Annotated in this window: 22 protein-coding genes and 2 pseudogenes; 15 read left to right on the top strand and 9 right to left on the bottom strand. The window is 61.1% G+C overall.

All coding sequences use genetic code 11. The features are described from left to right. Nucleotides 1–70 precede the first annotated feature (70 nt). The 4 genes from GV044_RS04325 (at nt 71) to GV044_RS04340 (ending at nt 5,614) form a co-directional block, all read left to right on the top strand. Nucleotides 71–1,819 carry an acyl-CoA dehydrogenase C-terminal domain-containing protein gene (locus GV044_RS04325; RefSeq protein WP_236554693.1) on the top strand — a complete coding sequence of 583 codons (1,749 nt, stop codon included), beginning with the start codon at nt 71–73 and terminating at the stop codon, nt 1,817–1,819. Between the two features lie 106 nt (nt 1,820–1,925). After that, nucleotides 1,926–3,161 carry a CaiB/BaiF CoA-transferase family protein gene (locus GV044_RS04330; protein ID WP_159865944.1) on the top strand — a complete coding sequence of 412 codons (1,236 nt, stop codon included), beginning with the start codon at nt 1,926–1,928 and terminating at the stop codon, nt 3,159–3,161. Nucleotides 3,162–3,210: 49 nt separating this feature from the next. Next, nucleotides 3,211–4,218, top strand: coding sequence for an NAD(P)-dependent alcohol dehydrogenase (locus GV044_RS04335; RefSeq protein ID WP_159865947.1), 1,008 nt, complete (start codon nt 3,211–3,213; stop codon nt 4,216–4,218). A gap of 151 nt (nt 4,219–4,369) precedes the next feature. Then, nucleotides 4,370–5,614 carry a cytochrome P450 gene (locus GV044_RS04340; protein WP_159865950.1) on the top strand — a complete coding sequence of 415 codons (1,245 nt, stop codon included), beginning with the start codon at nt 4,370–4,372 and terminating at the stop codon, nt 5,612–5,614. Nucleotides 5,615–5,737: 123 nt separating this feature from the next. On the opposite strand, the gene GV044_RS04345 is transcribed toward GV044_RS04340, so the two are convergent. Beyond that, nucleotides 5,738–7,990, bottom strand: a complete 2,253-nt coding sequence (locus GV044_RS04345; RefSeq protein ID WP_159865953.1) for a molybdopterin-dependent oxidoreductase — start codon at nt 7,988–7,990, stop codon at nt 5,738–5,740. Nucleotides 7,991–8,059: 69 nt separating this feature from the next. Beyond that, a complete protein-coding gene (locus GV044_RS04350) occupies nt 8,060–10,279 on the bottom strand; it encodes a TonB-dependent receptor (RefSeq protein WP_159865956.1) in 2,220 nt (739 codons plus the stop codon). A gap of 474 nt (nt 10,280–10,753) precedes the next feature. Here GV044_RS04350 and GV044_RS04355 point away from each other — a divergent pair, with 474 nt between their 5' ends. The 4 genes from GV044_RS04355 (at nt 10,754) to GV044_RS22685 (ending at nt 14,861) form a co-directional block, all read left to right on the top strand. Then, on the top strand, nt 10,754–12,241 hold the full coding sequence (locus tag GV044_RS04355) for an aldehyde dehydrogenase (protein WP_159865959.1): 1,488 nt from the start codon (nt 10,754–10,756) through the stop codon (nt 12,239–12,241). A 40-nt stretch (nt 12,242–12,281) separates the two neighbouring features. Beyond that, complete coding sequence (locus tag GV044_RS04360) at nt 12,282–13,376, top strand: zinc-binding dehydrogenase (protein WP_159865962.1); 1,095 nt, start codon at nt 12,282–12,284, stop codon at nt 13,374–13,376. 86 nt (nt 13,377–13,462) lie between these two features. Next, nucleotides 13,463–14,365 carry an SDR family NAD(P)-dependent oxidoreductase gene (locus tag GV044_RS04365; RefSeq protein WP_236554695.1) on the top strand — a complete coding sequence of 301 codons (903 nt, stop codon included), beginning with the start codon at nt 13,463–13,465 and terminating at the stop codon, nt 14,363–14,365. 370 nt (nt 14,366–14,735) lie between these two features. After that, nucleotides 14,736–14,861 carry a hypothetical protein gene (locus tag GV044_RS22685; RefSeq protein ID WP_371741607.1) on the top strand — a complete coding sequence of 42 codons (126 nt, stop codon included), beginning with the start codon at nt 14,736–14,738 and terminating at the stop codon, nt 14,859–14,861. Between the two features lie 997 nt (nt 14,862–15,858). Here the strand turns inward: GV044_RS22685 and GV044_RS04375 are convergent. Further along, complete coding sequence (locus GV044_RS04375; protein ID WP_159865971.1) at nt 15,859–16,884, bottom strand: tyrosine-type recombinase/integrase; 1,026 nt, start codon at nt 16,882–16,884, stop codon at nt 15,859–15,861. 514 nt (nt 16,885–17,398) lie between these two features. Here GV044_RS04375 and GV044_RS04380 point away from each other — a divergent pair. Further along, complete coding sequence (locus tag GV044_RS04380) at nt 17,399–17,644, top strand: AbrB/MazE/SpoVT family DNA-binding domain-containing protein (protein ID WP_159865974.1); 246 nt, start codon at nt 17,399–17,401, stop codon at nt 17,642–17,644. Then, nucleotides 17,641–18,006, top strand: coding sequence for a PIN domain-containing protein (locus tag GV044_RS04385; protein WP_371741567.1), 366 nt, complete (start codon nt 17,641–17,643; stop codon nt 18,004–18,006). The genes GV044_RS04380 and GV044_RS04385 overlap by 4 nt, the downstream gene beginning before the upstream one ends. A 205-nt stretch (nt 18,007–18,211) precedes the next feature. On the opposite strand, the gene GV044_RS04390 is transcribed toward GV044_RS04385, so the two are convergent. From GV044_RS04390 to GV044_RS04405, 6 genes are all read right to left on the bottom strand, one after another. Continuing rightward, nucleotides 18,212–18,463, bottom strand: a complete 252-nt coding sequence (locus tag GV044_RS04390) for a hypothetical protein (RefSeq protein WP_159865977.1) — start codon at nt 18,461–18,463, stop codon at nt 18,212–18,214. A 178-nt stretch (nt 18,464–18,641) separates the two neighbouring features. Continuing rightward, nucleotides 18,642–19,799 carry a MucR family transcriptional regulator gene (locus GV044_RS04395; RefSeq protein ID WP_159865980.1) on the bottom strand — a complete coding sequence of 386 codons (1,158 nt, stop codon included), beginning with the start codon at nt 19,797–19,799 and terminating at the stop codon, nt 18,642–18,644. A gap of 206 nt (nt 19,800–20,005) precedes the next feature. Then, entirely contained in the window at nt 20,006–20,146 is a 141-nt protein-coding gene (locus GV044_RS22035; RefSeq protein ID WP_236554929.1) for a hypothetical protein, read from the bottom strand. Nucleotides 20,147–20,259: 113 nt separating this feature from the next. Further along, entirely contained in the window at nt 20,260–20,787 is a 528-nt protein-coding gene (locus GV044_RS22040; protein ID WP_236554697.1) for a hypothetical protein, read from the bottom strand. A gap of 10 nt (nt 20,788–20,797) precedes the next feature. After that, the gene (locus tag GV044_RS22045; protein WP_236554700.1) at nt 20,798–21,103 is read right to left on the bottom strand and encodes an HD domain-containing protein; all 306 of its coding nucleotides are present in this window, start codon (nt 21,101–21,103) and stop codon (nt 20,798–20,800) included. A 463-nt stretch (nt 21,104–21,566) separates the two neighbouring features. Then, nucleotides 21,567–23,516 carry an ATP-binding protein gene (locus GV044_RS04405; RefSeq protein ID WP_159865983.1) on the bottom strand — a complete coding sequence of 650 codons (1,950 nt, stop codon included), beginning with the start codon at nt 23,514–23,516 and terminating at the stop codon, nt 21,567–21,569. A gap of 353 nt (nt 23,517–23,869) precedes the next feature. Here GV044_RS04405 and GV044_RS04410 point away from each other — a divergent pair, with 353 nt between their 5' ends. The 5 genes and pseudogenes from GV044_RS04410 to GV044_RS22060 form a co-directional block, all read left to right on the top strand. Next, nucleotides 23,870–24,334, top strand: coding sequence for a nuclear transport factor 2 family protein (locus GV044_RS04410; RefSeq protein WP_159865986.1), 465 nt, complete (start codon nt 23,870–23,872; stop codon nt 24,332–24,334). 151 nt (nt 24,335–24,485) lie between these two features. Next, on the top strand, nt 24,486–24,878 hold the full coding sequence (locus tag GV044_RS04415; protein ID WP_159865989.1) for a VOC family protein: 393 nt from the start codon (nt 24,486–24,488) through the stop codon (nt 24,876–24,878). A 244-nt stretch (nt 24,879–25,122) separates the two neighbouring features. Then, nucleotides 25,123–25,308, top strand: a complete 186-nt coding sequence (locus GV044_RS22050) for a hypothetical protein (protein WP_236554930.1) — start codon at nt 25,123–25,125, stop codon at nt 25,306–25,308. A gap of 83 nt (nt 25,309–25,391) precedes the next feature. Further along, nucleotides 25,392–25,682, top strand: a pseudogene (locus GV044_RS22055) (tyrosine-type recombinase/integrase); the annotation flags it as partial. Nucleotides 25,683–25,736: 54 nt separating this feature from the next. Continuing rightward, a pseudogene (locus tag GV044_RS22060) lies at nt 25,737–25,823 on the top strand (transposase zinc-binding domain-containing protein); the annotation flags it as partial. Nucleotides 25,824–26,026 lie beyond the last annotated feature (203 nt).

A 26,026-nucleotide genomic window follows, 5' to 3' on the forward strand; every position in this document is an offset into this window, starting at 1 on the left:
GCAACATCTTCTTTCTAAACGAAAGTTCGGAACGACAATCATGCAGTACCAAGCTCCGGTCAGAGATACGATGTTCGTGCTTTCCGAAATCGTCGGCTTTGATCTGTTTTCGCAGGCAGACCCGTCGTTCGACCTGGATCCGGACGCGGCCGAAGCTATCCTTGAACAGGCTGGTCGGTTCGCAGCAGAGGTACTTGAGCCGATCAATGGGTCTGGCGATCGTGAAGGCTGCACGTGGCAAGGCGGAGTGGTCACGACTCCCACTGGCTTCAAGGAAGCGTTCGAGCGATACAGGGCCGACGGCTGGCCCACGCTCATTGCGCCGGTCGAAAACGGCGGGCAAGGACTGCCCCGCACGATTTGGCTTGCCGTTGAGGAGTACGCGGTTGCCGCGAACCTCAGCTTCGCATGCTACAACGTGCTCTCCGTCGGAGCCGCGACGACTTTGCTGGCAAGCGCGTCTGAGGAACTCAAGGCGGCGTACCTGCCGAAGCTCGTCACGGGCGAGTGGTCGGGCACGATGAACCTGACGGAGCCGCACTGCGGCACCGATCTAGGGCTGATCCGGACAATTGGCACTCGTCGCGAAGATGGCACGTACAGCGTCAGCGGCACCAAGATTTTCATCACGGCCGGCGAGCATGACCTCACCGAAAACATTGTCCACTTGGTTCTCGCCAAGACAACCGGTGGCCCCGACAACGTTAGAGGGCTGTCACTGTTCCTAGTGCCCAAGTTCCTGCCTGACGCTGCAGGCAACGCCGGAGAGCGCAACGGCGTCGCCTGCGGCTCGATCGAGCACAAGATGGGGCTCAAGGGCAGCGCGACTTGCGTCATGAACTATGACGACGCCACCGGCTTCCTCGTTGGCGAGGAATGCAACGGCCTGGCGGCCATGTTCGTGATGGTGAACATGGCTCGACTTCACGTCGGCATGCAGGGGCTCGGTTTGGCGGACGCCGCCTATCAGCACGCAGTGGCCTACGCGCGCGAGCGTCGGCAGGGTAGGGCGCCTACTGGTGCAAGCAACCCGGAGCACAAAGCCGATCGTCTGATCGTGCACCCGGACGTGCGGCGTATGCTGCTGGAGTGCCGCGCATTGATCGAGGGGTCGCGTGCGCTTTGTCTCTGGACCATTGCGCAGGTCGACCGCGGCGAGCGCGGCCCCGATGCGCAAGAGCGCGCGCAGGCGCGTGATTTCGTGTCGCTGCTGACGCCGGTCGTGAAGGGTTTCGTCACCGACATCTCGTATCGTTGCACGACGCTCAGCCAGCAGGTGTTTGGGGGGCACGGCTTCATCAACGAAATTGGTGCTGAGCAGTTTGTCCGCGATTCCCGCATCACCAAGCTGTACGAGGGCGCGAACGGGATCCAGGCGCTTGACCTCGCGGCGCGCAAGGTAGCCATGAGGGATGGCGAGACAATGCGAGCCTTCCTGGCGATGGTCAGGGAGGAAGCGAACACGGGCCGCGCCACGTTCCCCGATCTCGCTCAGAAACTTGATAGACTGGCAGCCGACGCTGAGAAGTCGACGTCCTGGCTTTCGAAACACATGACGCGTGATCCGAATGCGACGGCAGCCGGGGCATACTCCTACATGGAACTGGTCGGCTACCTTGCCCTTGGCTGGCTGTGGTTGCGCATGGCGGTTGCCGCGCATCGCCACCTCGACGCCGGTGAGGACGTGGACTACCACCGCGTGAAGATTGCCACAGCGCGCTTCTACTTCGACCGACTGGTGCCGGAAGCCATGACGCTGCGTGAGCGGATCGAGGGCGGCGCTGGATCGATCATGGCGCTCGCGGAAGAAGACTTTTGAGGCGCGTAGCACAAGGTTTGCGAAGCGGGCGCTGCAAAGGCTGAGCAGAGCTAAGACGCTGCCCACGTGCCCGATATGACTTGAAGTGAATGTGCAGGAGCACGGAATGCCAGATAATGAGACCTTTGGGGCATTACGCGGCATCCGCGTGCTAGACCTTACCCAGATGTTGGCTGGTCCATACGGCACGATGATGCTTGCAGACCATGGCGCCACAGTGATCAAGATCGAGTCACCCGAAGGCGATATGACCCGCGCCGGGGGACCCTTCGCCGACGACGATCCCGAGCGTTTGCTCGGAGGCTACTTCCAAAGCATCAACCGCAACAAGCACAGCATCTGTCTCGATCTGAAGACACCGGCAGGCAAGGAAGCATTCAAGGCGCTTGTCCGTGATGCGGACGCAGTGGTCGAGAATTTTCGACTTGGTGTGATGGAGCGCTTGGGCCTCGGGTACGAAGTGCTGCGAGAGATCAATCCCAAGCTGGTCTACGGCGCACTCAGGGGCTTTGGCGATCCGCGCACGGGCGCTTCTCCGTTTGCTAAGTGGCCGGCCTTTGATGTCGTGGCGCAAGCGATGGGTGGCATCATGGCCATAACCGGCGCGGATGCATCGACGCCTACCAAGGTCGGCCCCGGGGTGGGCGACATCCTGCCCGGCATGATGTTGGGCTTTGGCGTCCTTGCCGCGATTTATCGTGCGCAGAGGGAAGGCAAGGGGCAGTTCGTCGACGTTTCGATGGTCGATGCAGTGCTTGCAATTTGCGAGCGCGCTGTCTGGCAGCATTCCGTCCAGGGCGAAGTTCCAGGGCCCGAGGGCAACCATCATCCGTTCCTGTGTCCTTTCGGCATGTATCCGACGTCCGATGGCTTCGTCACCGTGGCTGCCCATCAGGACAGTTTCTTCCGTCTGCTATGTGAGGAGATCGGCGCGCCAGAACTCGCGACCGATTCCAGATTCGGAAGTCATGGGGATCGGAGCAAACACCGCTTGGCGCTTATTGACCTGATTAGCGAACGCACGCGTCAGTTCACGAAGAATGAACTCGAAGCGAAGCTCGGCGGAAAGCTGCCGTTCGGTCCTGTGCTGAACATCTCCGAAATATTTGCGAATGATCACTTTGCAGCGCGCGAGATGATCGTCGAGGTGGAGCAGCCCCAGCGTGCGCCGATCAGCATCGCTGGCGTTCCTATAAAGCTGTCGGACACGCCCGGGCGTGTTGATCGACGCAGCCCTTATCTAGGTGAGCAGACCGAGCATTACCTTGTCGAGGCAGGCGTACCGCGATCGATCATTGAGGAAGTCCTGAGTTCCTCGGCAGAGGTCGGCGCGCCAGTCTGATAGGTCCGTCGCGGGTTCCACCAACACCGCAATTCGAGAAGGTAGCATCATGAAGGTCGTCCAGATTGCCAAGCCCGCGACCATCGCGACGCTTCGTACCGTCGATGTGGGAGAACCGCGCCGGCCCGGTCAAGGCGAGATGCTGGTGCGGGTTGTGGCAAGTTCCTTAAATTTTCACGACCTTCGGATCGTGACCGGCGGACTTCCAGCAGCTGAAGGGATCGTGCCGCTGGGCGATGCGGCCGGTGAGGTGATTGAGGTCGGTGAGGGCGTTCGCGAGTTCAGTGTTGGCGATACGGTGATCTCCGTGTTCATGCCCGAGTGGGTCGACGGCCGATCTCCGGACCCGATGACAACGATCATGCCAGGTGACCGGGTCGACGGCTTCGCCGCCGAGTATGTGACAATGCCCACCGGCTACTTCACGCGAGCGCCGCGTAACCTCTCGCTACCCGAAGCTGCGACCCTGCCTACTGCGGGCGTGACGGCATGGCGGGCGGTCGTGGATGAATCTGAGGTCAAGCCAGGCGGTACGCTGCTGGTCTTGGGAACCGGCGGCGTTTCCATCTTTGCGCTGCAGATCGCCAAGGCAATGGGCATGAAGGTGATCGCTACCTCTTCGTCCGACGCCAAGCTGGAGCGGTTGACCAGAATGGGCGCCGACCACGTCATTAATTATCGCACCTTCCCGGACTGGTCTAAGGAAGTGTTGCGGCTGACTGACGGCATCGGTGTTGACGCGATTATCGAGGTTGGCGGGGCATCCACGATCCTGGAATCCATTCAGGCGGTTCGCGTGCAGGGTGTTATCGTCGTGATCGGAGCCCTCTCGGGCCGTGAGGCGCCACTTCCGATAAGCACGATATTTTCCAAGCAGATGAAGATCAAGGGCGTGGTCGTCGCCAGCCGGCGTCAGCAGACTGAGTTTGTCGCCGGTATCGAGGCCACGGGTATCAAACCGGTGATCAGCCATAGCTTTGCGTTGGCGGATATCGCCGACGCCTTTCGTTTCCAGGAGAGCGGCAGCCACTTCGGGAAGATTAGCGTGACCATGTGATGTAGGCGGCCTGCGGCTCCATTGTGCATCTGTAATACCGCGCCTGCGCCCTGTCGAACTATGGCGGAAGCGTGTCGTCCGCGGCTATCTTGATGCGACGCCCCGGTCGGCCAGGCTGCTTACGACCGCCAAAAGAACACTAGGAGAGACCATGTCGGATTCCAGCTCGGCAGTGCTATCAAACGTTGATGCGGATCTTTACGATCCGCGCACTCCGCTCGTCGACCCTTACCCATATTATCACGCGCTTCGCGAGCGCGATCCGGTATTCTGGCATGAGCCGACCAAGACTTGGCTGGTGACCGGATATGAGGAAGGACGCGCAGTGATGCGCGACGACGAGCATTTCGGGCAGCGGTTCGCTTTGCGGGAGGTTTCCCGCAATGGCGAGCAAGTGCGCGAGCAGCCCTACTTCCAAATGATCACCAAGATGATGTTCATGATGGACGGGGCGGATCATAAGCGTGTCCGTCCACTATTTTCGCGCTGGTTCATGGGACCCGAGCGGCTCCGGAAAATGACGCCGATGGTCGAGCGCGCCGTCGATGCCGTACTCGACAACCTGCAAAACCAGACCGAGTTCGACCTAGTAAAGCAGTTCGCCTACCCGATTCCATTGACAGTCATCAGTGAATTGCTCGGGGTTTCCGAAGAGTATTCCGCGACAATAGCGCACGATGTACATGATTTCGTCTCGGTGATCGAGTCGGTTCAGAAAGCACCAGACGTAAAGGCGCGTGCTGATGCCGCGCTCCTGCGTTTGCGCGACTTCTTTGCCGATGTCGTGAAGGAGCGTCGCAAGAACCTCGGCGATGATCTTCTCTCAGCGATGATCATCGATTTCGATGACGGCAAGTACGTCGATGAGACGGAACTGCTCGCTAACATCCTTCTCATGTATATCGCTGGTCATGAGACCACTACCGACAGCTTCTCGCTGTGCCTCTATAGTCTTTTCCGCAACCGTGATGAGATGGAGCGACTCCGCGCTGATCCGACACTTATCCGCAGCGGCGTCGAGGAGCTGCTTCGCTACGACAGCACAGCGCAGGGCTTCTCGCGATCCCCCTATGCAGACGCCATGGTTGGTGACAAGCTGGTTAAGGAGGGCACGTTCGTTCTCCTGCTGCAGGGCGCAATAAACCGCGATCCCAAGATCTTCCCCGATCCTGACCGACTTGATCTGTCGCGTGGCAGCACCAGCGGGCTGAGCTTCGGCGGCGGCGCCCACGTTTGCGTCGGCAACATGCTGGCGCGGCTTGAGCTTCAGGTGGGTCTCAATCAATTGCTCAAGCGGCTGCCCAAGCTTGAGCTCGACACAATCAACCCGCCCGCGGACGACTTCAAGAAGTCGTTGACTCGCGGTCTTGTTCGCATGAAGGCTTACAACGTCTGACGATACGCCAGATGTGAGCACGAAACCCGAGCGCCGATCTTCGGCGCTCGGGCTTTTTCGCGTGTTCAGAGTTGTCGATGCCGGCGTGGCGTCGCTTGAAGTCGCCGCCAGGCTCATGTCATCTCATGCGGTCATTGGTCCGACCTGAGGATCGTGCAAGGCAAGGATTGGCGTGATTTGGACGGCATAGCCGTTCAAGCACGCAGTCCCGGTAAGGGGATCGGTTGCCTGTGCGTCGGTGAGCGTGTTGATGTTCGCGCCCTGCACCGCAGGATTCGTGATCGTCCCGTTGGGTCCTGGGCCCCACCCGTGAGGCATGGAAACCACCCCGGAGGCGATATCCTCCGTGACGGCAACCTCGACTTCGATCTGACCAGATCCCGTGGACACCGAGGCAAGGTCGCCATCAGCCAGGCCAAGCTCGAGCGCGTCGCCATCATTCATCTGCAAGCGGCACTTCCGAGTCTTGTGCTGGAGGCTCGGAATATGCTGCATCCAACTATTGTTGGATCGCAGCTGGCGCCGCCCAACCATGATGAAGCGTGGCTGCTCGGCCTTGAGCCAATCATCTAACCGGGCGAGTTCGTCCGCCACGAACGGCTGGCGCCACTCGATTGTGCCAGAGCGCGTACGCAGCACTTCAGGCAAGCGCGGTTGCAGGGGGCCGAGATCAAGGCCGTGTTCAGCGTGCCGCACCGTTTCAAAGGTTATTCCGGCACGAGCACCGAATGCGTCGCCATGCGGGCCGATGCGGAACGCGAAGTCGAGCTTGCGCTCCTGCGGGGACAAGCGCTCGAGCATGGCGACAATTTCTAAGGGATCGCGGCCTTCGATGCGTGAGCCAACGCGGTTAACCTCGCGCTCTACTTGCTTGAGCAAACCCTCACGCTCGTGATCCTCGAAGTTCGCCGGGTCTTCGTGGCGGGCGATCGCCGCCAGTCGGAGCAAGATCTCGCGATCGCTGCGCTCGTCAGGCTCGAGTGGCCGGTACGCCGGCGTGTAGCGCCCGTAGAGCCGTACCGCGAATTGATAGAACATAACATCGTAGTTGCTCTTCGCCAGCCGCGGCGGGCTAGGGAGGACGACATCCGCCAGGGAGCCCGTCTGGTTGACGTGAATGTCGAGACATACGAGCAGGTCAAGCGACCGCAAGGCTCTGCTCACGTCCGCCGCATTCGGGTTGGAAATGATGGGATTGCCCGCAGCAACGAACAAGGCTTTCACCTGTCCTTCACCAGGCGTTTCGATCTCCTCGACGAGGCACGCAGTCGGCAACTCGCCCAGCACTTCGGGTGCTTGCCGGACGCGCGATCGCCAGCGCCCGAAGGTCATACCTTTGCCTCTTCCCGGCGTCCCGATGGTGTTATCCTGCGCGAAAAGGGGGGTGCAGAACATCGCGCCGCCAATCGCATCCATGTTGCCGGCTAGAATGTTGACGATGTCCATCAGCCAGCACACCAGTGAAGCGAAGACCTGCGTCGTTGTGCCCATTCGCCCGTAAAGCGATGCAGAGGGGGTATCGCGCAGTTCCTTGGCGAGCCGCCTGATAGTGTCTGCATCTATCCCGCAGTGCCCCGCGGCCGCCTCAGGTGCGAACGGTGCCAACATGGCCGAGAGATCACTCAGGTCGCCGCACAGCGACAGGGCCCTAGAGGGCACGGGGCCGAGCCGCAGGAGTTCGTGCGCCACGGCGGCCAGGAAGGCGGCGTCGGCAGAGGGCCGGATCGCAATATGCTCGCTAGCTCGCTTCGCCGTCATTGTACGACGCGGATCGATCACAACCACACGCCCGCCGCGCTCCTGGATCGCCTGCAGTCGGCGCAGGAAGCCTGGCGCGGTGATGAGGCTGCCGTTCGACTCGGCCGGGTTGGCTCCGATGATCCACAGCAACTGGTTACGATCGAGATCAGGAATAGTAACTGAAGAGGCGCTGCCGTAGAGCAACGCAGAGACGGCCTGACGCGGGATCTGATCCAATGTCCCGGCGGTGAAGAGGTTCTTGGTACCGAGCCCACGGATGAGATCACCGATGTACGTCTGCATGCCCAGATTATGGGAAAGTCCATTCCCGGCATAGACGGCCACGGAGTCGCGCCCGTGCTGCTCGTGAACCGCCTGCAGACGGTCACTGATGAAGCGAAAGGCTTCCTCCCAGGTGGCCGGCTCCAACACGCCATTGCGTCGCAGCAGCGGTCCATCGAGGCGTGCAGGGTTTGCCTCGATTTCCGGAATCGCGGCTCCTTTGGCGCAGATGAACCCTGCCGACAGAGCGTCCTCGGGGTCGGGCCGCACGCGGACGATGCGGCCCTCTTCAACGTCCATGACGGCCGCGCAACTCGCCTCGCAGAGGCTGCAGGTACCCGTAACTTTGCTCATTGCGCTTCCTTCGAAAATGAGCTCGACCGCATCGGAAGCGCATGACGACATCATCGCCGTCACGGCCCGTTAACTGCCGAAACGATATTCCAGCGACACTCCGTAAATGCGCGGCGCTTGCGGTGTTGCGACATCACCAACGCCCGATTCATTTACCGAGGAATAGTACTTCTCATTGGTGATGTTCTTGGCGAAAACGCTAAGTTCCACACCGGACTCGAGCTTCAGCGAGATGTCTCCGTTGATTATATCATATGGAGCCTGGCGAACGCGATTGGACGTTTCCCAGTAGAAGCCATCGTTGTGATAGTAGTTGGCGTGGAAGCCCAACTCACCGAACGACACGGGCACGCTATAGTCGACATTGAGGTTCAGCGTCCACTTCGGCGATCGGATCATACGATTTCCACTCGCGTTAAATGTGCAGTTCGTGTTGCCGCCCGGGGCTCCCGAGAACGCCGTCGCGCACGTCAGTCCGGCAGGCGGTGCAGTAAACGGGTTGGGCAGGTAGTACTGGGCGTTTGGGAAGTCACCGTACTTGGCATCGAGCAGCGTGACAGCGCCTCCAAAGTTCAGCGAGCCGGTGCTGATCCGCGGGGCAACACGCATCTCGATCTCGGCACCCTTAATCTTGGCGCTCGCCGCGTTCAGGATAAGGATTGCGGGAAGGTTGACCGAGTTGAGCTGCAGGTCCTTGTAGTCGTATTTGAAGGCCGCGATATTGAAACGCACCACCCGGTCGAACAGCTCAGATTTAAGACCTAGTTCGTACGCGTCGAGGACCTCCGGTCGAGTGGGGTCTTGCGTCAGAGAGCCATTGTTGAAGCTGCCCGAACGAAACCCACGGCTGACCGAGCCATAAGCCAGGAGGTTGGGTGTGGCCTGATAATCCAGGGCGAAGCGCCACGTTGGCTTCTTGGTCTCGAAGCTGCGATCAATCGCGACCTGCAGTATCTGTCCTGCACCGCCAGGAAAGCCCGGGCGCGAGATGAACTCACCGTTGAACTTGGCCTTGTCGATCGTGTAGCGTCCGCCGGCAGTCAAGCTCAGCTTGTCGGTTACCCTATATGTCCCTTGTAGATAAGCTGCGTAAGATTTGACTGACGCGACGCTGAAGCGGTCAAAGTTGCCGGCGGCGTTGGCGCCGAAGGTCGCTACAGGATCCTGGATGCTATCCATGCTAAAGTAGAAGAGTCCTGCGGTCCAGTCGAGTTGTCCTGCCGAGCCGAATGCAAGAAATTCCTGCTGGAAAGTTTTGCCATTCTCGTGGCGCGTAGCATTCAAGATGTTAGATGTCGTGACATCAGTGTCGTAGTCGGCGAAGTACTTGTACTTGCGATAAGCCGTTATGCTTCGGATGCTGATGGTGTCGAGCGTGAGGAGGGCGTCTTGAGACACGCCCCACTGCGAGTTCTTGCCCGTCGCATCATAGTTGTAGTTTACATCCTGAAATCCGCCGACCCTTGTTGCGCCTAGTGCGTTGCGAGCGCCAGGGATCACGTAGCGAGCCAATCCGAAATCGCTCTCCTGCTCGACGTAGTCTCCAGCGTATCTCAAGGAAAAGTTGCTTGTTGGCTCGATGAGCAACTGACCGCGGAGGGCAACGTCGTCCTCGGAGTTCACCCGCTTACCAGTGAACAGATTTGTCCCATACCCCTTTCCTTGATTGCGTAAGTAGAAGGCGATGCTAGCAGCGACGCCGTTGCTAATCCTGTTGCTGCCGTAAGCATTCAGCTCGACGGTTTCGTAGCTCGAGTAAGCTGCCTTGGCCCGCAGCTCCGGGTCATCGCTCGGCTTCTTAGTCACGACTTGGATGACGCCGCCAGTAGCGTTACGGCCGAACAACGTGCCTTGCGGCCCGCGCAGGACTTCAACGCGTTCGATGTTGTTGAAGCTGAAAACCGAGCCGGAGGAAGAAGCGATGTAGACGCCGTCGACATAGGTGGCGACCGGCTGTTCATACAACGCTACTGTCTGAGCGCCAACGCCGCGAAGATACCGCTGAGGCGCGCCTGCCGACGTGGTGGATACAAGGCCAGGCGTCATCTGGTCGAGATCCGATACTGCTGAAACGCCGCCCGATGACAGTGTGTCTGCCGCCAGCGCTGTGATAGCGATCGGCACCTGCTGAAGTGATTGCTCCCGGCGCTGCGCGGTTACGATGATCTCATCTTCGACTATTGGCGCTGCCGCCGAATCTTGATCTTGCGCCGCAAAGGCGCAGGTCGAGTTGAGTAAGGTGATTGAGAACGCACCCGCTAGAGTAGCGGTAGAAAATTGCCTGAACATTGTTCACTCCCCCTGTGGCGCTGGTCGCACCTTATCGGCCCTCATGTTCACGGCTTGTATCGTAATCGGCAAGAGCCGTGCCGGGGCTCATCCGCCTTATTGCATATGTATACTGCTCCTGGGGTGGCAGCGCCTTTTTTATCTCTTCGGTGGCACCACCTCGCTGCATGCATTTGTAATATGGCTTAGCGACCGCCATCGACCCTCGCGAGTGTTAGTGCGTCATGCCAAGAAGCATATCCGTGGAGCTAGCTGGCGAAGAGCAGCATTCAGGAGTGCGCTGAATTGGTCATCGACAACTTGCTCGTGGGGCATCTCCCAAAGAGGAAGGGAGAGTGAACCGCGCGCAGATCAGCCCTTCGCGGTTCGCGTCAGGCAATCCAGGCGAACCGTAGCTGTCTTGAACTGCACGAGAAGAACCAGCCAAACGGCCCGCGCCTAGCGTCGCGCGCGCAACCAGCCAAGGAAGCGAACATGAACGTGCATTCCCCACTACAATCGCGTGAAGCTGCCGTCCGCATGGCGTCGCGCGATTGGAAGATGTTGATTGACGGCGAGTGGCTCGACGGCAGCACGCAAGATTGGCTTGATGTGCGTGATCCGGCCACCGGCGAGGTGATCGCGCGCGCTCCTGCCGGTGGCGCGGCCGACATCCACGCTGCCGTGGCGGCGGCGAAGGCCGCCTTTGACGATCGTCGCTGGCTCAACTTGGGCGCCGAGGAGCGGTCGCGGCGCTTGTGGCGCGTGGCCGACCTCATCGAACGTGACGCTGCCAAGATCCAGGCTGTCGAGCAACTCAACAACGGGGCACCGGCTTCGCTCGCCGCGTTCTTCACCACTTATGCCGCCAAGTTCTTCCGGCACTACGCAGGCTGGTGCGACAAGATCAACGGCGAGACGATCGAAATCTCTGAACCGGGCGCGCCGTTCCACACCTATACGCGCAAGGAACCGCTCGGCGTAGCTGGGCTGATCGTGCCCTGGAACGGCCCCTTTGCTTCGGCCGCTATGAAGGTCGCGACTGCACTGACGGCGGGCTGCACCTGCGTGCTGAAGCCGTCCGAAGAAACCCCGCTCAGCGCGCTCATGCTTGGCGAGTTGCTGATCGAAGCCGGCATTCCGGCCGGCGTGGTCAACATCGTTCCCGGGCACGGCCACATCGCCGGTGCGGCACTCGCAAACCACCCCGACGTCAGCAAGATCAGCTTCACCGGATCAACCGAGGTCGGCAAGCTCATCGCGAACGCCGCGACCGGCAACCTCAAGAAGGTGTCGCTGGAGCTCGGCGGCAAGTCGCCCTCGATCATCTTCGACGATGCCGATCTATCCAAGGCGATCCCCGGCGCTGCGCTTGGCACCTTCTACAACACCGGGCAGGTCTGCATCGCCGGCACTCGCGTGCTGGTCCAGCGCTCGGTGTACGATCAGGTGGTCGAGGGGATGGCGGCAGTTGGCCGCAGCCTGCATCTGGGCGGAGGCTTTGATCCGGAGGCGCAGATCGGTCCGTTGATTTCCGCGAAGCAGCTGGAGCGCGTCAGCGGCATGATCGACGTGGCCAGGGACGAGGGCGCTCAGGTCTTGGGCGGCGGTTTACCGTTTGAACGTGGCTATTTTGTGGAGCCGACGGTCATCACCAACGCACGGCCGGACTCGGTCGTGGTGCGTGACGAAATTTTCGGTCCCGTGATCACCGCCATTCCCTTCGACGACCCGGAAGAGGCTCTCTCGATCGGCAACGACACCGAGTATGGTCTCGCCGCTGCGGTGTGGACGCGCGACATCGGTCGTTCGCAGCTGATCGCCAACAGCATCGCGGCCGGAACCGTGTGGGTGAACTGCCAACTGGTTCTGAGCCCTGGAGCTCCGTTCGGCGGGTACAAGCAGTCGGGCTGGGGCCGCGAGAACGGCATTGAGGGTCTGCACGGTTTCATGCAGACCAAGACGGTCATGACCGCGCTGTGAAGCCTGGCACTATCAACGACCGAAGAGTGGAAGCAGCGCGATGAAGACGCGGGCTGCGATCTGCGTGGAACCGGGGCATGCGCTCGAAGTCGACATGGTCGATGTGCGCGGCCCTGGGCCGGGCGAGGTGCTGATCGAGATCCGCGCGAGCGGTCTCTGCCACTCGGATTGGCACCAGATCAGCGGCGACCTGCCGCTTTATCCCTATCCGATAATCGTCGGCCATGAAGGCGCCGGGGTCGTGCTGGAGGTTGGACCGGGAGTATCGTCGGTGCAGCCCGGCGATCACGTGATTCCGGTTTCGATTCCTGAGTGCCGCCAGTGCGCCGCCTGCACTTCGGGCCGGACCAACTTGTGCAGCGAGTCCTTCGCCAGCTTCTCCAGGACCGAGACGCCGTTCAGCCGCAACGGGCAGCCGATCTTCATGTACTCGGGCGTCAGCACCTTCGCCAACCACACAGTGGTAAAGGAAATTGCCGTCGTAAAAATCCGGGACGACGCACCGTTCGGGACCGTCTGCTGTGCAGGTTGTGCCGTGATCACCGGGGTGGGTGCTGTCTTCAAGACAGCTGCGGTGCGGCCGCAGTCGAGCGTTGCCGTGTTCGGCATCGGTGGGGTTGGTCTCAACATTCTGCAGGCTGCCCGGATGGCCGGCGCAACGAAGATCATAGCGGTGGACATCAATCCTGCGAGGCTGGAGATCGCCCAACAATTCGGGGCCTCGCATTGTGTGAACCCGAAAACGATAGACTGCGATCTTGTAGCCCACCTGCAAGCGTTGACCGGCGGCGGTGCAGACTTTAGCTTCGAGTGCGTTGGCATCCCTCAACTCATGCTGCAGGCTATTGAGACGGTTCGGCCCGGCTGGGGAGTTAGCGTTGCGGTCGGAGCTGCCGGAATGGACAATCCGGTGCAAGTGCCCTCGTTTGCCATCCTGTCAGGGCGAACATGGAAGGGATCGCTTTTGGGCGATGTTCGCCCTCGAACCGAACTGCCTGGAATCGTCGACCTCTACATGGACGGACACCTCGACGTCGACAGCCTGGTCACTCATCGGCTGCCGCTTGAGCGTATCAACGAAGGTTTCGAACTGATGCGCCGTGGCGAGGCGATCCGGGCGGTCATCGAGTTCTGATCGCGGATCCCTGAACTCATCGCCGTTCCAGTGGCGGCGTGCGTATTTGGAGCAAGGCAGACATGGCAATTTCGTTCGACGGTCGGGTGGCGATCGTGACCGGTGCAGGCACTGGGCTCGGCCGAAGCTATGCGCGACTTCTGGCTGATCGCGGTGCCAAAGTCGTCGTCAACGATCTCGCGCCGCAATCTGGCGGCCCGTCCACTGCAGCCGCCGTCGTGCAGGAAATCCAGAATGCAGGTGGCGAAGCAGCCGCGGCGAACGAGAGTGTCGCCGATCAGGTTGGGGCGGGACGAATCGTCGAAGCTGCCCTCGACAATTTTGGCCGGCTGGACATCGTGGTCAACAATGCCGGCATCTTGCGCGACCAGCCGTTCATCGACATGGACATGGACGACTTCGAGTATGTCGTGCGTGTCCATCTGCTTGGCACGACTTACGTGACCAAGGCCGCTTGGGGCCACTTGATGGGGCAGAATTACGGTCGTGTCGTGGTGACCAGTTCGGCATCGGGCCTTGGATCAGCCTTTGGGCAGGCAAATTACGGAGCGGCCAAGGCGGGCATCGTTGGGCTCATGGTGTCTCTTAAGAACGAGGGCCTCAGGTCGAACGTGCTTGTGAATGCTATCACACCATTCGCTGGCACCCAGATGACCGATGGCCTGATCCCGACACAGGTGATGCGCCTGGCCGACCCTGACCACGTAGCACCGGCGGTCGCCTGGCTGTGCAGCGAAGATTGTGATGTGCACGGTGAGATCCTGTCTGCGGGTGCCGGATATTACGGCATCGTCAAGATCATGAAGTCACAGGGTGTCGTACTCGACCCAAACCAGCCGGCAACTGTCGAAGATTTCCTCACGAGAAAGGCCGAGATCTTCGACTTGCGTGACGCGCAGCCTTACGCTGGCACAATCGACGCTCGGACAAAAGAAAAGCTCGGCTTGTGGTGGAACGGCGCCCATCCGCTCGCAAGCATTGGGCAGTAGGACAGCAGGGAATGGTCAGACTAGTAGCGGCCTTCGTACTCGCCGAGGGCCATGCCCGAGTCAGGAGACGTTCCCAGCCTTCGCCGAGTGCGGCTGGTGGAGCAGCCCGGCGCTAGCGGGCTGAAGCTGTAGGTCTTTGGTTTTCATCAGGATAGCTCGCTGGCCGTTAGTTCTTCGTAATCCGTGCATGGAATGGAGCGGAGTTCATCTAGGCCCGGTGAGCTTTCCTTGATGGTAGCAGGCAGCGCATGGTGACTTGCGTGCTTCCTTTTATGTTCTTCTAGCGCGTAAACTCATGGCACGTCTTGGGATTGAGATCGCGCGGAGATCCACGGGCTCTCCGGCATTGCAAGACTATCGGACGGTATGACTGACAGATCGAGAATGGGAGATAACCGAGCCGCTGTTGCCCAACAAGCCGCGCCGAGTGGCTCGAGCGGATGTTTGGGTGGTGGCGAACGGCATCATGTGGCGCTTCCGCTCCGGTGCGACATAGGCAGCAATCTCGGAGCGCTACGCGCCACTGACAAGCTGGTACAATTGGATCATCCGGTAGCGCAAGGCCGAGGTTCGAACGGGCTGCCGGCACTGATTTCCAGTTATTCAATCGCGAGTTGGTGACGATCGATGCCACCTGCGTGGGCATTCATCAGCATGGTACAACCGGTAGAATAGCGGGAGGGTGCGATGGTGGCATACACGTTCCCACCGTTATAAGTACCCGACGCGTACCTCAAGGATCGAACAGGCGAGAGCCGAGAGAGGCTAACGATGACCCCCGGCTGTTCGGGAGGCCGTTGAGCGGCTAGGACCGTGCTACGAGGCTCACCATCTGATGCCAGGCGTTAGCAGGTGCCCTTGCGCACAAGCGAACCTCCTTGAGAATGGATGTCAGCGCCTCCGCAGGGCCCGAGAGGGCTCAACCAAGCGGGATGCGCCTGGTCAGTCGCCGAAGGCTGCGCCCGAGCCTTCTCGCCCGTCGGCGTCTGTGCGGTTGAGTCTATGGGCGGATGCCAACGCAACCGCAGCGTCGAGGCCAGTGAGTTCCTGGCGATGGCAGAGGCGGGCATTGTCTCGCTCGGCTTGGACGGAACTCCAGCCTCGATGACACAAGCAGCAGGCGAGAACATCGTCAGCAACCGCAGCGTCACCTCGCGGACCGATGAGTCCATGGGCTTCTTTGCGGATGTCGCGTTCGCCGATGGCGGGGTCGCTGATACTCGCTGGTGTCTAATAGGGATGGTGAGTGAAGGCGTGCTCGCATGCGCACAACGGCTCATTCCGGCAAGCGCATCATCCGCTGCGAGTGCGTGGATGGACCTGAACGTCAACAATGCCGATGTCCATGGCCCCATCGCAATCGCCTGTCCTTCGCACCGGCGCACCATAGCGTGGATGAGGCCGCACCGGTCGACAGGGCACCTGTTCTGTGCCTTAAGGAAGGCCAATCCACGACACCACTTGGGTGAGGTGTGCCGTCTTCATCGTCCCGTTTAGGAGCGGATGCGTCCGAGAACGCGCGCTGCAACGCCGCTCTGCACCTGCAGTTGGCGTCCGTACCGTAACGCGGTAGAGGGTGAGGACCAGCGTAGAGTCAGCGCAATACCCGCACCATCCTCGCCGGCGGCAAACAGATCCTGGGTGAGCCCGACGCGAAGCGAGTGCGTCGACAGCGCCGCTATATGGGCGTCCAACTCACCCGCAGGCAGGTCGACCAAGCCGGCGTGCGCCGCCGCGAGGGCGATGCGCCGGTATATCGCCGTCACGCCCTGACGCGTAAGCGGGCGATCGCCCACGGTGTACGTGACGAGCAGCACCGCATCTTCCGAAGCCTCGCCCCATCGTGCATCGGCGATCTCCTTGGCGCGCTGTCTGCGCCGGTCGATACCGACACGGCGGAACAGCACCCCTTCATCGATCCCGCTCTCCGAGCGCCAAAGTGCTATCCGGCGCATCGTGTCCGCCGACAGCCAGGCCCACGCCCCGAGCCCCTCCTGGTCGGTCTTCGAACGCGGCAGGTGGAGCAGGCCGGTGCCATCGGGCTGCGGCCGCAGGTCCTTGATCTCCACGGAAGTCAGCTCGCTTACTCGCAAGCCTGCATCGTAGCCAAGCGAGAGCAGGGCGGCATCGCGCATTCCTTGGACGTCACCGCTGCACGCCGCAAGCAGGGCAGAAATCGTGAACCCTCGCGCTTGACCGAGCTCTCCGCCAAACCGCAACGGCGCCGCTTGCCGCTGCGCCGCTCCGATGCGGCGGCGATTGGCGCGAAGGGCATTGCGCACCATCGGTGCCGAGGTCGGCCGCATCTCGCCACCGAGCTCGAGCATGCGATGCACTGTGGCAAGGCTGGCGACCCGGCGAGTCAGCGTCGCCGGTTTCTTGCCATCGGCCTCCAGGCCGCGCAGGTAGCGCACCAGGTCCTCCGGATTTGCGGGAAGCGGCCGGCGATGTTCATGGGCGCACCACGCGATCCAGCAATCGAGGTCCGCGGCGATCGCGAGCTTGGAGGCCGGCGCCATTGCCTCGAGCGCAGTCTCGAGACCAAGTTGACTAATGGGCGGTAGATCAGCGGGCGCGGCTCTGCCGAGCGTGGCGATCAGGCGCTGATCGGGCGTGAGCGCATGAGCACGGCGCGCGTGCCGCCGCGGTAACGGACCGGCGCCACGGACCACGATAGTCGTCGTGCTGACACCGTGTGCAGAATTGGGCGCAGTGGCCACCTCCGCTCCGTCAGCCGCACTCTCTAGCCCATTCGGCTGATCATGGTTCTTCGCCTTGATGCTGTCATGATCGGAGCTCTCTGGCTCATCCGTGCTCTCGTGACTCACGCCCTACCCTGCCGTTCTGTTCTCAACAATAACTCTGCTGTATATACCATAATGTCCGATTATGGAAAGTGCATTGTGATGTGTGGTACGGAGCAGGGCGGGTCTCCCTTCTTCGAGATTATGCCATACCACCGAGCCATCGCCGCTTAATGCCGCACGGCTACAAGAAGGCCTCGCAATATCGAGTTGTAACCGTGAGTGTCCGATGACCATCAAAGTGAACATAACGACCAACGGACGCATGAGCTTGCCGGCCGACATCCGCGAGCGTTTGGGGCTGGCCAGCGGCGGCGTGGTGTACCTGGACGAAACCGACGACGGTGTCGTGCTGCGCACAGCCGCGCAAGCAGTGGCACGTGCGCAGGCACTCGCCCGGCAATACACCAGCGACAATCCGGACAGCTCGGTGGATGCCTTCTTGGCGCAGCGCCGTGAGGACAGCGGCGAATGAGCGAGGTCGTGCTCGATGCCTCGGCGCTGCTCGCCATGATCAAGGGTGAGCGTGGCGCGGCCAAGGGCGCGGGCGCAACCGCCGGCGCGCGGATCAGCGCGATCAACTATGCCGAAGTTATCAGCCTCTTTATCCACGCCGGCACGCCCAAGCGCGAAGCCGACAACATGCTCGACCCGCTGACCATCACCGTGGTGCCGGTGGACAAGGCGCTGGCGCAGCTGGCCGGGCGCTTGCGGGCCGTCACGGCGGAAGCGAGATTGTCGCTCGCCGAACGCGTCTGCCTTGCCCTGCCTTGCGCGAGGGCTGCCCGCGTGGACGAACGATCCCGCTTGGAAGAAGGTGGCTGGAGCGGCACGTGAGGGTCGTGGCGATCCGCTGAACTTGCGCCCCTGGACGTTGTTATCGGGCCTAGACCGGCCTCGCGACGACGAGAACAACCTTCGCTGGCATCTAACCGCAAGTATGACTCACCTGGACTCAAGCTCGTTGCAGCCAAGCGGACTGCCGGCATCATGAGGGCATAAATCAGCGCAACACGCACGCCTGCGGACATATGCAGAATCATCACATCGACGAGTTTGCCAGCAAGCGCCAACGCAAGGTGCGCTGATTGGCTACCACCCACTGCCGCAGCTGCTTTGCCGACCGGTGACGACTCGAGCGGGCCGCGGCTGCCTCGCGCGACAGCGCAACGGTTGTCACCTCGAGCTTCGCGCACTGGTTGGCAGCGAACGCCAGGTGAGCTGGGCGGCAACCACCCGGACGCAGCGACTTGCCACCTTCGTTAGCAGCGCGATAGGCGAAGCCGCCGTCCACGCTGCAAGCGCGGTTCAGGATGCCAAGTGGTGGATCGACCACCGTGATCTTGCCCCAAAAGAGCTGTTAAGCGCTTTGCCCCAGTTCGCTCCTGTGTCCCCTGGGAGAATGGCCCTGGAGGTTGGCGCTACCGCTCACCAAGCACCACTGACGGCTTGTTTCTCCAGCTTGCTATCGCCTACGCTTCCGGGAGCTCCTCGCCGGTTTCTTCCGGTCGTTGATTGGACCTAGCGGGTCGAGCCATACGTGGGGACCGTTTTCGCTTAGCAGGTGCCTGTGCACTTTCCAAGGGGCTCCCGGTCTCCTCTGAAGCTTCTTCGGAGGGCGGCACCTCGGCAGAGCTCGCTGCGTCGGCTGTCTGCTCGGCGTCACTTGAGCTTAGCTTTGTGAACAATCCGATCTTGGCGCGACGCTTCGGCTTCTGTTCGTCGCCTTTATCTGGCGAAACAGCAGCGGAGGTCACGTCCTCAGAAGCAGCGGCCTCGGCTTTCTGATTGCCAGGCGCCTTACGGCCCTTGGCCGACGCCTTCGCGTTCTTTGCTGCGGAATTCTTTGCTGGCGCTTTTGCACCGGCTTTGTCTTCCACCTTCGTCTCGGGCGCCTTTGTCTCCGACGCTCCTGTGCCGCTGGTGCTCGTTTCTGCGTCGGCCGCCGATCCGCTGGCGGGGGCCTGAGTGTCTTGGGCCGCGGCTACGCCCGTGTTCTCCTCTGCCGCAGCTGCCTGTGATGGCGCCGGCTCACCCGACGCGGGTTGATCCTCAAGCGGCGCATCGAGATCCGCTGTTGGGGCCTCCTGCACAGCTGCAGCGCTCGACTTCGTTTTCGCTCGTTGCGGCTTGATTTTGGGCTTGCTGCCTTCGCTCGGCTCCTCGACGACCGGAGGCGCGATCTCCGCATCAGGAAGCGCGAGGTCAATCGCGCCTGCATCAGGCTTTGGACGCTTGCTGCCCAACCCAGTACGCTGCGCGACCGTTCGGCGATGATCGGAATAGGCGAGGGCAACCATCGGATAGTCTGCGGGCAGACCATAACGGCTCCGGTAGTCCGCCGGCGTCAAGCCGTGAGAGGACAAGTGCCGCTTCAGAGTCTTGTAGGGCTTGCCGTCGATCAGGCTGATGATGTGCTCAGGCGATGCCAGGCTCTTGCGCACCGAGACTGCAGGGGTGTGAACCTCAGGCTCCGCGACCGCAGCGGCGCCCTCACCTGTCAGTGCATCTCGTGTCGAGCGGATGAGGTCAGCCAAGTCTCCGGACGGAACGGAGTTGTTGCTCAGGTAAGCGCTGAGCAGCTGTACTGTGAGTGCGGCAACATCGGGCTGGGTATCGACATCTGACATGGATGAGGCACTCTCTCGGTGGGATTATTGCTGCGAATACATCCGGTGAAGAAGATCGCATGTTTGCGCAAGAGGTTCCGGTGCAGTTGGCGAGTAAGTGGCAAAAAATCTTCGTCCGCTGCTCTCCTCCGCGCCACCGCGTGTTCGACTGTAAAAACTTGTCGAGTACGGAGCCTGTGCGAGAGCTAAACAGGGGTTCAAGATCTTCAGCGGTGGGTATCGGTCATCGATGCGACGTGGTCGCAGATCGCCCGCATGCCCGCACCCGGTTCGAAGCGCATGAGGGCGTCACGAGAAAGCAACCTTTCGGGATTGGATTGCAAGGCCTCGAATACGGCCACCACCATGCCCGCCACTTAAACTCGAGATGCTGCACCTCAGGTGAGCGGATCACCTGGAGAACCACGAGATCTTGTAGTACCTTCAGGAACTCGCGCTGCGCCGTCGCGAGCGTTATGCGTTACCGGGTCAGGCGCTCGGCAAACGCCCGATGTTCCTCGAACGACACGGCGGTGATGAAGTGGTGAAGCAGGCGGCTACTGTACCGCTTGCGCTCGCCCTCGCCACCAAATAGGCCATCCACCATTCGGGGGAATACGTCGTTGCGGCTCTCGCCAGGGTACTTGGCCTTCACGGCGTCCAGAAATGAAGGACATCGCTCGGCGACCGCAGCAGCGAACACATCCTTCGCAATTAGCCCAAGAGCGATGGCATCCTCGAGATCGTGAACGCCATAGGCGATGTCGTCGGCGACATCCATGATGCTGCAGTCGAGCGACTTATGCTTCGTCTTGCCATGCCCCCCTGCCCTCGCTCCTAACTGCCGGAACTGCTCGCGCTCGCCCGCGGCAAGAGGATCAAGGATCCATTCGACTACGTCCTGCTCGCCATTAAGGTAGCACTTGGGCGGTTTGCAGGCGTTCAAATCGAGCAACTGAACCGCGGTCGAGCCCACGACGAGGGCAGGCGCGATCGCGGGATTGGCCACGGCTTGAAAACTAGTGGGGGTACTTGAGCACGCCAAGCAGTGTGCGCCGCGTCAGATTGGCGCGGGCAGCTTGCGGGAAGCTTTCGAGGCGCGCGAGGAGCCGCAATGTCTCGCCATTCCCCTTAAAGCCTTCATGGTTGCGCATGCAGTAGTTGAGCGCCACCTCGCCGCCATGCCCAAAAGGCGGATGGCCCAGGTCATGACTGCACCCGAGCGCCTGGATCATAGCTCCGTCGGGCAAAACGCGCGTCGCGGCATGCCCGAGGAACAGCTTGGCCAGTTGGCGCGCGATCCCACCGGCGATCTGCGCAACCACAAGTGAGTGGGTCAGCCGAGTGCGATAGAAATCGCTATCGTCAAGGCTGAGGATCTAGGTATTGCCTTGCAAACGCCTGAAGGAGGCGGAGTGGACGACCTGCGTAGTCGATGTCGCCGTCTTCCCTGGCATCCTCGCTCTGAGCGGTCCAACTTTCGCCACGTGCAAGCCAGCTCATGAGTTTACCCCATTGTGGCGCGCTTGCTTTCGCGGCCGCTGAGACGATGCCCAAGACCACATACCGCTACCAAGTGCGGATGAGATCAACGGCCCGATAATCGTCCGTGATATACCATCGCGGTACGCTCAACGCGCGCCCGCGTAAACCTCACCGGGACTGCCAGCGTGATCGATGGCGACAACCTGACCGCGCCGAGTCAGCAGGGTTCGGCCGAGGAGCACGATCAAGTGGCAGCTCGACGTAGAAGCTCGCGCGCAGTCGATTCGTTACAGGAAGGCCCGCCTAGCGATCGCTCCTGATGGCACGCGTGAGCGCCCGAAGAAGCTCGTCGCAATTGAACGGCTTCATGAGCCTGGGGACGCCGCGTGGAAGCTCCTCCTCCGCAGTTACATAGCCTGTGATGAGAAGAATTGGCTTCGTAGGCCAGTGCGACCGCAGCGACTGGATCAATTCACCCCCGGAACGTCGCGGCATGATGAAGTCGGTAATCACCGCGTCGATGTCCGGTACGGCCCTCAGGACCCGAAGTGCTGAATCCACGTCCGGTGCTTCGATGACGTCGTGGCCGGCGCTCTTAAGCATCTCAGCCGTCGCTCGCCGCACGGGCTCCTCGTCATCAACCAGAAGAACGCGGGCGTTCGCGAGCGAGATGGACGAGTCCTCTGCGGCTCTCGTCTGATCACGTTCCGCGCTGCAGCGGAGGACGATCCGGGCAATGGTGCCCTCCCCTGACTTGCTGACGAGCTGAAGCATGCCACCGGATTGTGCTGCAAAGCCGTGTACCATCGAAAGGCCAAGGCCGGTGCCCCGCTCCGGAGGCTTCGTCGTAAAGAATGGATCGATAGCTTGCTTGAGCGTTGCTTCATCCATCCCCGCACCATTGTCGGCAACTTCTACAAAAACGCCCTTGGCGCATCCCAGGACGGCGGTTTGCTCGCGCGTTGCTTCGCCCGCCTGAATGTTGAGCGCGCCTCCCTCCTGCATGGCGTCGCGCGCATTGATCACAAGATTCAGGATTGCGAGCTCGAGCTGTCCTCTGTCGGCAAGCGCAGGGCAGAGGCTTGGCGGGACCTGTATATTCAATGAGACTGCAGGTGTGAGTGAGCCCTCGATCAGATCCGTCATCCCAACAAGCAAGGTACCGAGGTCTACAGCTTCAGGCGCTAGGGATTGCCGGCGTGAGAAGGATAACAGACGGCCCACAAGTGCCTTCGCGCGATCAGCACTTGTCGCTGCTGCATCGACGTAGCGGAGAGTGCGTTCGTCATCGACGCGCCTCCGGATCAGATCGAGCCCACCGACGATCGGCGTCAGCAAGTTGTTGAAGTCGTGGGCCACGCCGCCAGTGAGGCGTCCAAGCGCCTCCATCCGCTGTCTCTGTAGCTCAGACGCCTCTCGTAAGCGCATCTGTTTGACCTCAGTAGCCAACAAGCGCGCAAGTACAGCCAGAAGCAGCAGGGAAAGCACAACGGCGCCCGACAGAAGCAGGACTGCACTGCGGAGTGGGGCTGAGAATGCTTGGGCGGGCGTCGTGATGCGAACCTTCCAAGGTGTCCCAGCGACTGGCGCCCAACTCTCGACCACGGACCCTTGCGTGCGTGGATGTAGGCGGTCGCCTGTCGTCGCCACATCCTGACCTGCACCGTCGATGACCGATGCGATCCATCCATGGGGCAGTGGTTCGAATTCCAGGAACTGCCTCAGCCGATCAGCGGGCAACACCCCAGAAACGATATACCGGACCGTACCCGCCTGTATGATCGGAGCGCGCACCGCGAAGGCGAGCCCACCCTTGGGTCCCCTTACCACGTCGCCGATCTGCGGCTGGCCACTGGTCATCGTACGACGCCAACTCGCCATCTCAACCACCCGGCCGCGCTTAAGCCCACCAATCGGCTCAGGAACATCGATGAGCCGCTGGCCGCGCGTGTCGGAGACCGACAGGGTACGCCAATTACCCCGAGTTGCGATGATACGCCGCGCGAGTTTGACGAAGCGGTCGGTATCCACCACCGCGTTATCGAAGGCCGGGGATTGCGCGACCATCTCGACGGCCTCTAAGTTGGTCCGGAGCTTGAGGGAGATGAGCGCCGCCGCGAACCGAGCGTCTGTTTGCGCCTGCCGCTCAATTGAGCGTCGTTCGTTTCTAAATGTGGCGGCGCCGAACGCGCCGCCAAGTGCGACAACTGGCAGCAAACCCGCGATAATCAGCAGCGAAACCGAGCGTCTCACCATTGTCCCCTGCGAAGCACAAGGGGGCGCTCCGTAAGTGTCTCTCAACAGCCTATCTGGAAGTGCTTGTAAACTGCCCGATTTGTCATTGTTACAGGGTAGCCGCTAGGATGGTACCAGCCGATCGATCCGGGACGTAACAGCCCTCAGGATTTCGCTTCCCCAAGGGAGCTATCCGCGTGCGAGAACAGCCACACAGGCGTAAGGGCGTCACCGCGCTCAGGCGCAGGCGTCGAAGGTGGCTTGGCGCTTCAGGATGGGTGTGGAAGCGCGTTGCTGTCAGACGATTTTGGATGCAAGCAGGTAAATAACGGACCGAGGGGCCTTCAATGCGCAGTCTTTCACTTTGTCTCATGATCCTGTTTGGCGCAGTGACTTCAGCTCCCTCCGCTGCGCGGCCGGGTACGGCTGACAGCAGCGAAGCGGCGCTAGCCAAGCTCGACCTTGAACAAAAAGATATGGTTGCAAAGGCCGACGTGACGCGGTTAGCCGCGCTATCCGCACCAGGATTAACGATCAACGCGCCGACCAATCGGGTACTTACCCGGGAGCAATTCCTCGAGATGATGCGCAGCGGCCAGATCGGTGCCGAGAACTTCGACCGGACCGTCGAGAGCGTCAAGGTAAGTGGCGACGTTGGGGTGGTTATGGGAAGTGAAATCTTCACGCCCACTCCGCAGAGCGAACTCGGACGCACCTACGGTGTCGTCCCGCTCAAGCGCCGCTACACAAACATCTACATAAAGGATCACGGTTCCTGGCTTTGGTTCGCACGGCACGCGAACGTGGTTGCGAGAAGTAACCCCATCGGCCACTAGCGCCAAAGCTGACGCTCTCCGGCGCCCAATCAGGAGGCGACATTCAGCGCTCGCTTCCGGCTCTCAATTTCGGTCGCTTATTCAGCTCCTGATTGGCTCCGGACCGCTTAGCTGTTAGCTGGTTGGCCTAGCCAACGATCAGGAAGGTGGTATGGTCAGCTACGCGACCGTCGGTTCAAACAACCTCAAGGCGGCGAGAAGCTTCTACGATCACCTGCTTGGATCGATTGAACTCAAGCCTCTGTTCGAGCATCCGTCCGGTGGCCAGGTCTATGGCGCGAACGGGAAGATCACGTTTGCGGTGCTCGGTCCTTACGACGGGATGCCGGCGACAGTGGGCAATGGCACAATGATCGGGTTCGCGCTCGGCAGCGCTGAAGCTGTCGACGCCTTCCATGCGCTAGCGGTCCAGCTTGGGGGCAGGGACGAAGGCTGGCCGGGCAAACGAGGAGGAGACAGCTCACCATTCTACATGAGCTACTTTCGCGATCTCGATGGCAATAAGATCAGCGCCTTCCACGTCGAAGGCACCGTAGCAGACTGACCACTGACGGCGAGAATGGCTGCCCTTCCCTGCGCTTCTGCGCAGACCCACAGCACGAAGCCCCTGCGCGGCAGGGGTGCGGGGCGTTGAGGTAGCGCTGGTACGTTGAGGTTTGGCGAGGGGTAGATAGCAGCGGACGATGGAGATCCTTCAGCACAAGGACCTCCACGATGACGGCTTTCCCGATTGACCGGCCATTTTTTCGCTACGTCAGCGCATGCTCGACGACATGACGATGCGGGCGATGAGGTCGCGCACCCAGCACGACTATGTTCGTCAAGTCCGCGCCTTCGCGGCTTCCCTGCGGCGATCGCCTGATGAAGCGACTGCGGAGGATGTCGCCGCTTCCAGGTTCACCAGCGCGAGCACGGTGTGGAGAGTCCATCATCAACGGCTCTGTATCGGCGTTGCGGTTCGAAGTTCGATGTGACGCTTGAGCGACCTGACCTCTCCCGGCGCCTGGTGCTGGCGCATCGTCCCAGGAAGGTGCCTAACGTACTGAACGTCGAGCAGGTGGCAAAGCTGCTCGAGGCGGCACCGGGCATCAAGTATCGGGCGGCGCTCGGCGTCGCCTATGGTGCCGGCCTGCGTGTGTCGGAGGTCGCGCACCTCAAGGCCGACGATATCGACAGCAAGCGGATGCTGATCCGCATCGAAGAGGGTAAAGGGCGCAAGGACCGCAACGCCATGCTCTCGCCCCAGCTGCTCGAGCTACTGCGCCTGTGGTGGCGCGAGGGCAAGCGGCGCAGCGTCCCGCTGCCGCATGGCTGGCTTTTCCCTGGGCGCAGTTACACCGACCCGATCTCGACACGGCAGTTGCACCGAGCCGTCTGCGAAGCGACCGAGGCAGCGGGCATCCGCAACCGTCACTGCCCGCGGTGCCAGGGTGGCGCCGCGCGCACGTGGCTCGAAGCGCGTGAGGCCGATCTGCTGCCGGTCGGCTTCTGTGGTTGCCGCCCGGTGTGCAAGAGGGTTTTGATCGAATGCGCGCGTGATCGAGTGCGGTCTTCTGTCAGGCCTTTCTATGCGGCATTTGCAGAAGCCGCGGGCCAGTATGGTGATCTGCGGATCAGGTCCAAATCTACTTTCCGAGCTTTATCGCTCATGCCAACCGGCTGGTTTTCCTCATCCAGATCTGTTCGATCATT

Source organism: Novosphingobium sp. 9U, from assembly GCF_902506425.1.
Lineage (GTDB): Bacteria > Pseudomonadota > Alphaproteobacteria > Sphingomonadales > Sphingomonadaceae > Novosphingobium.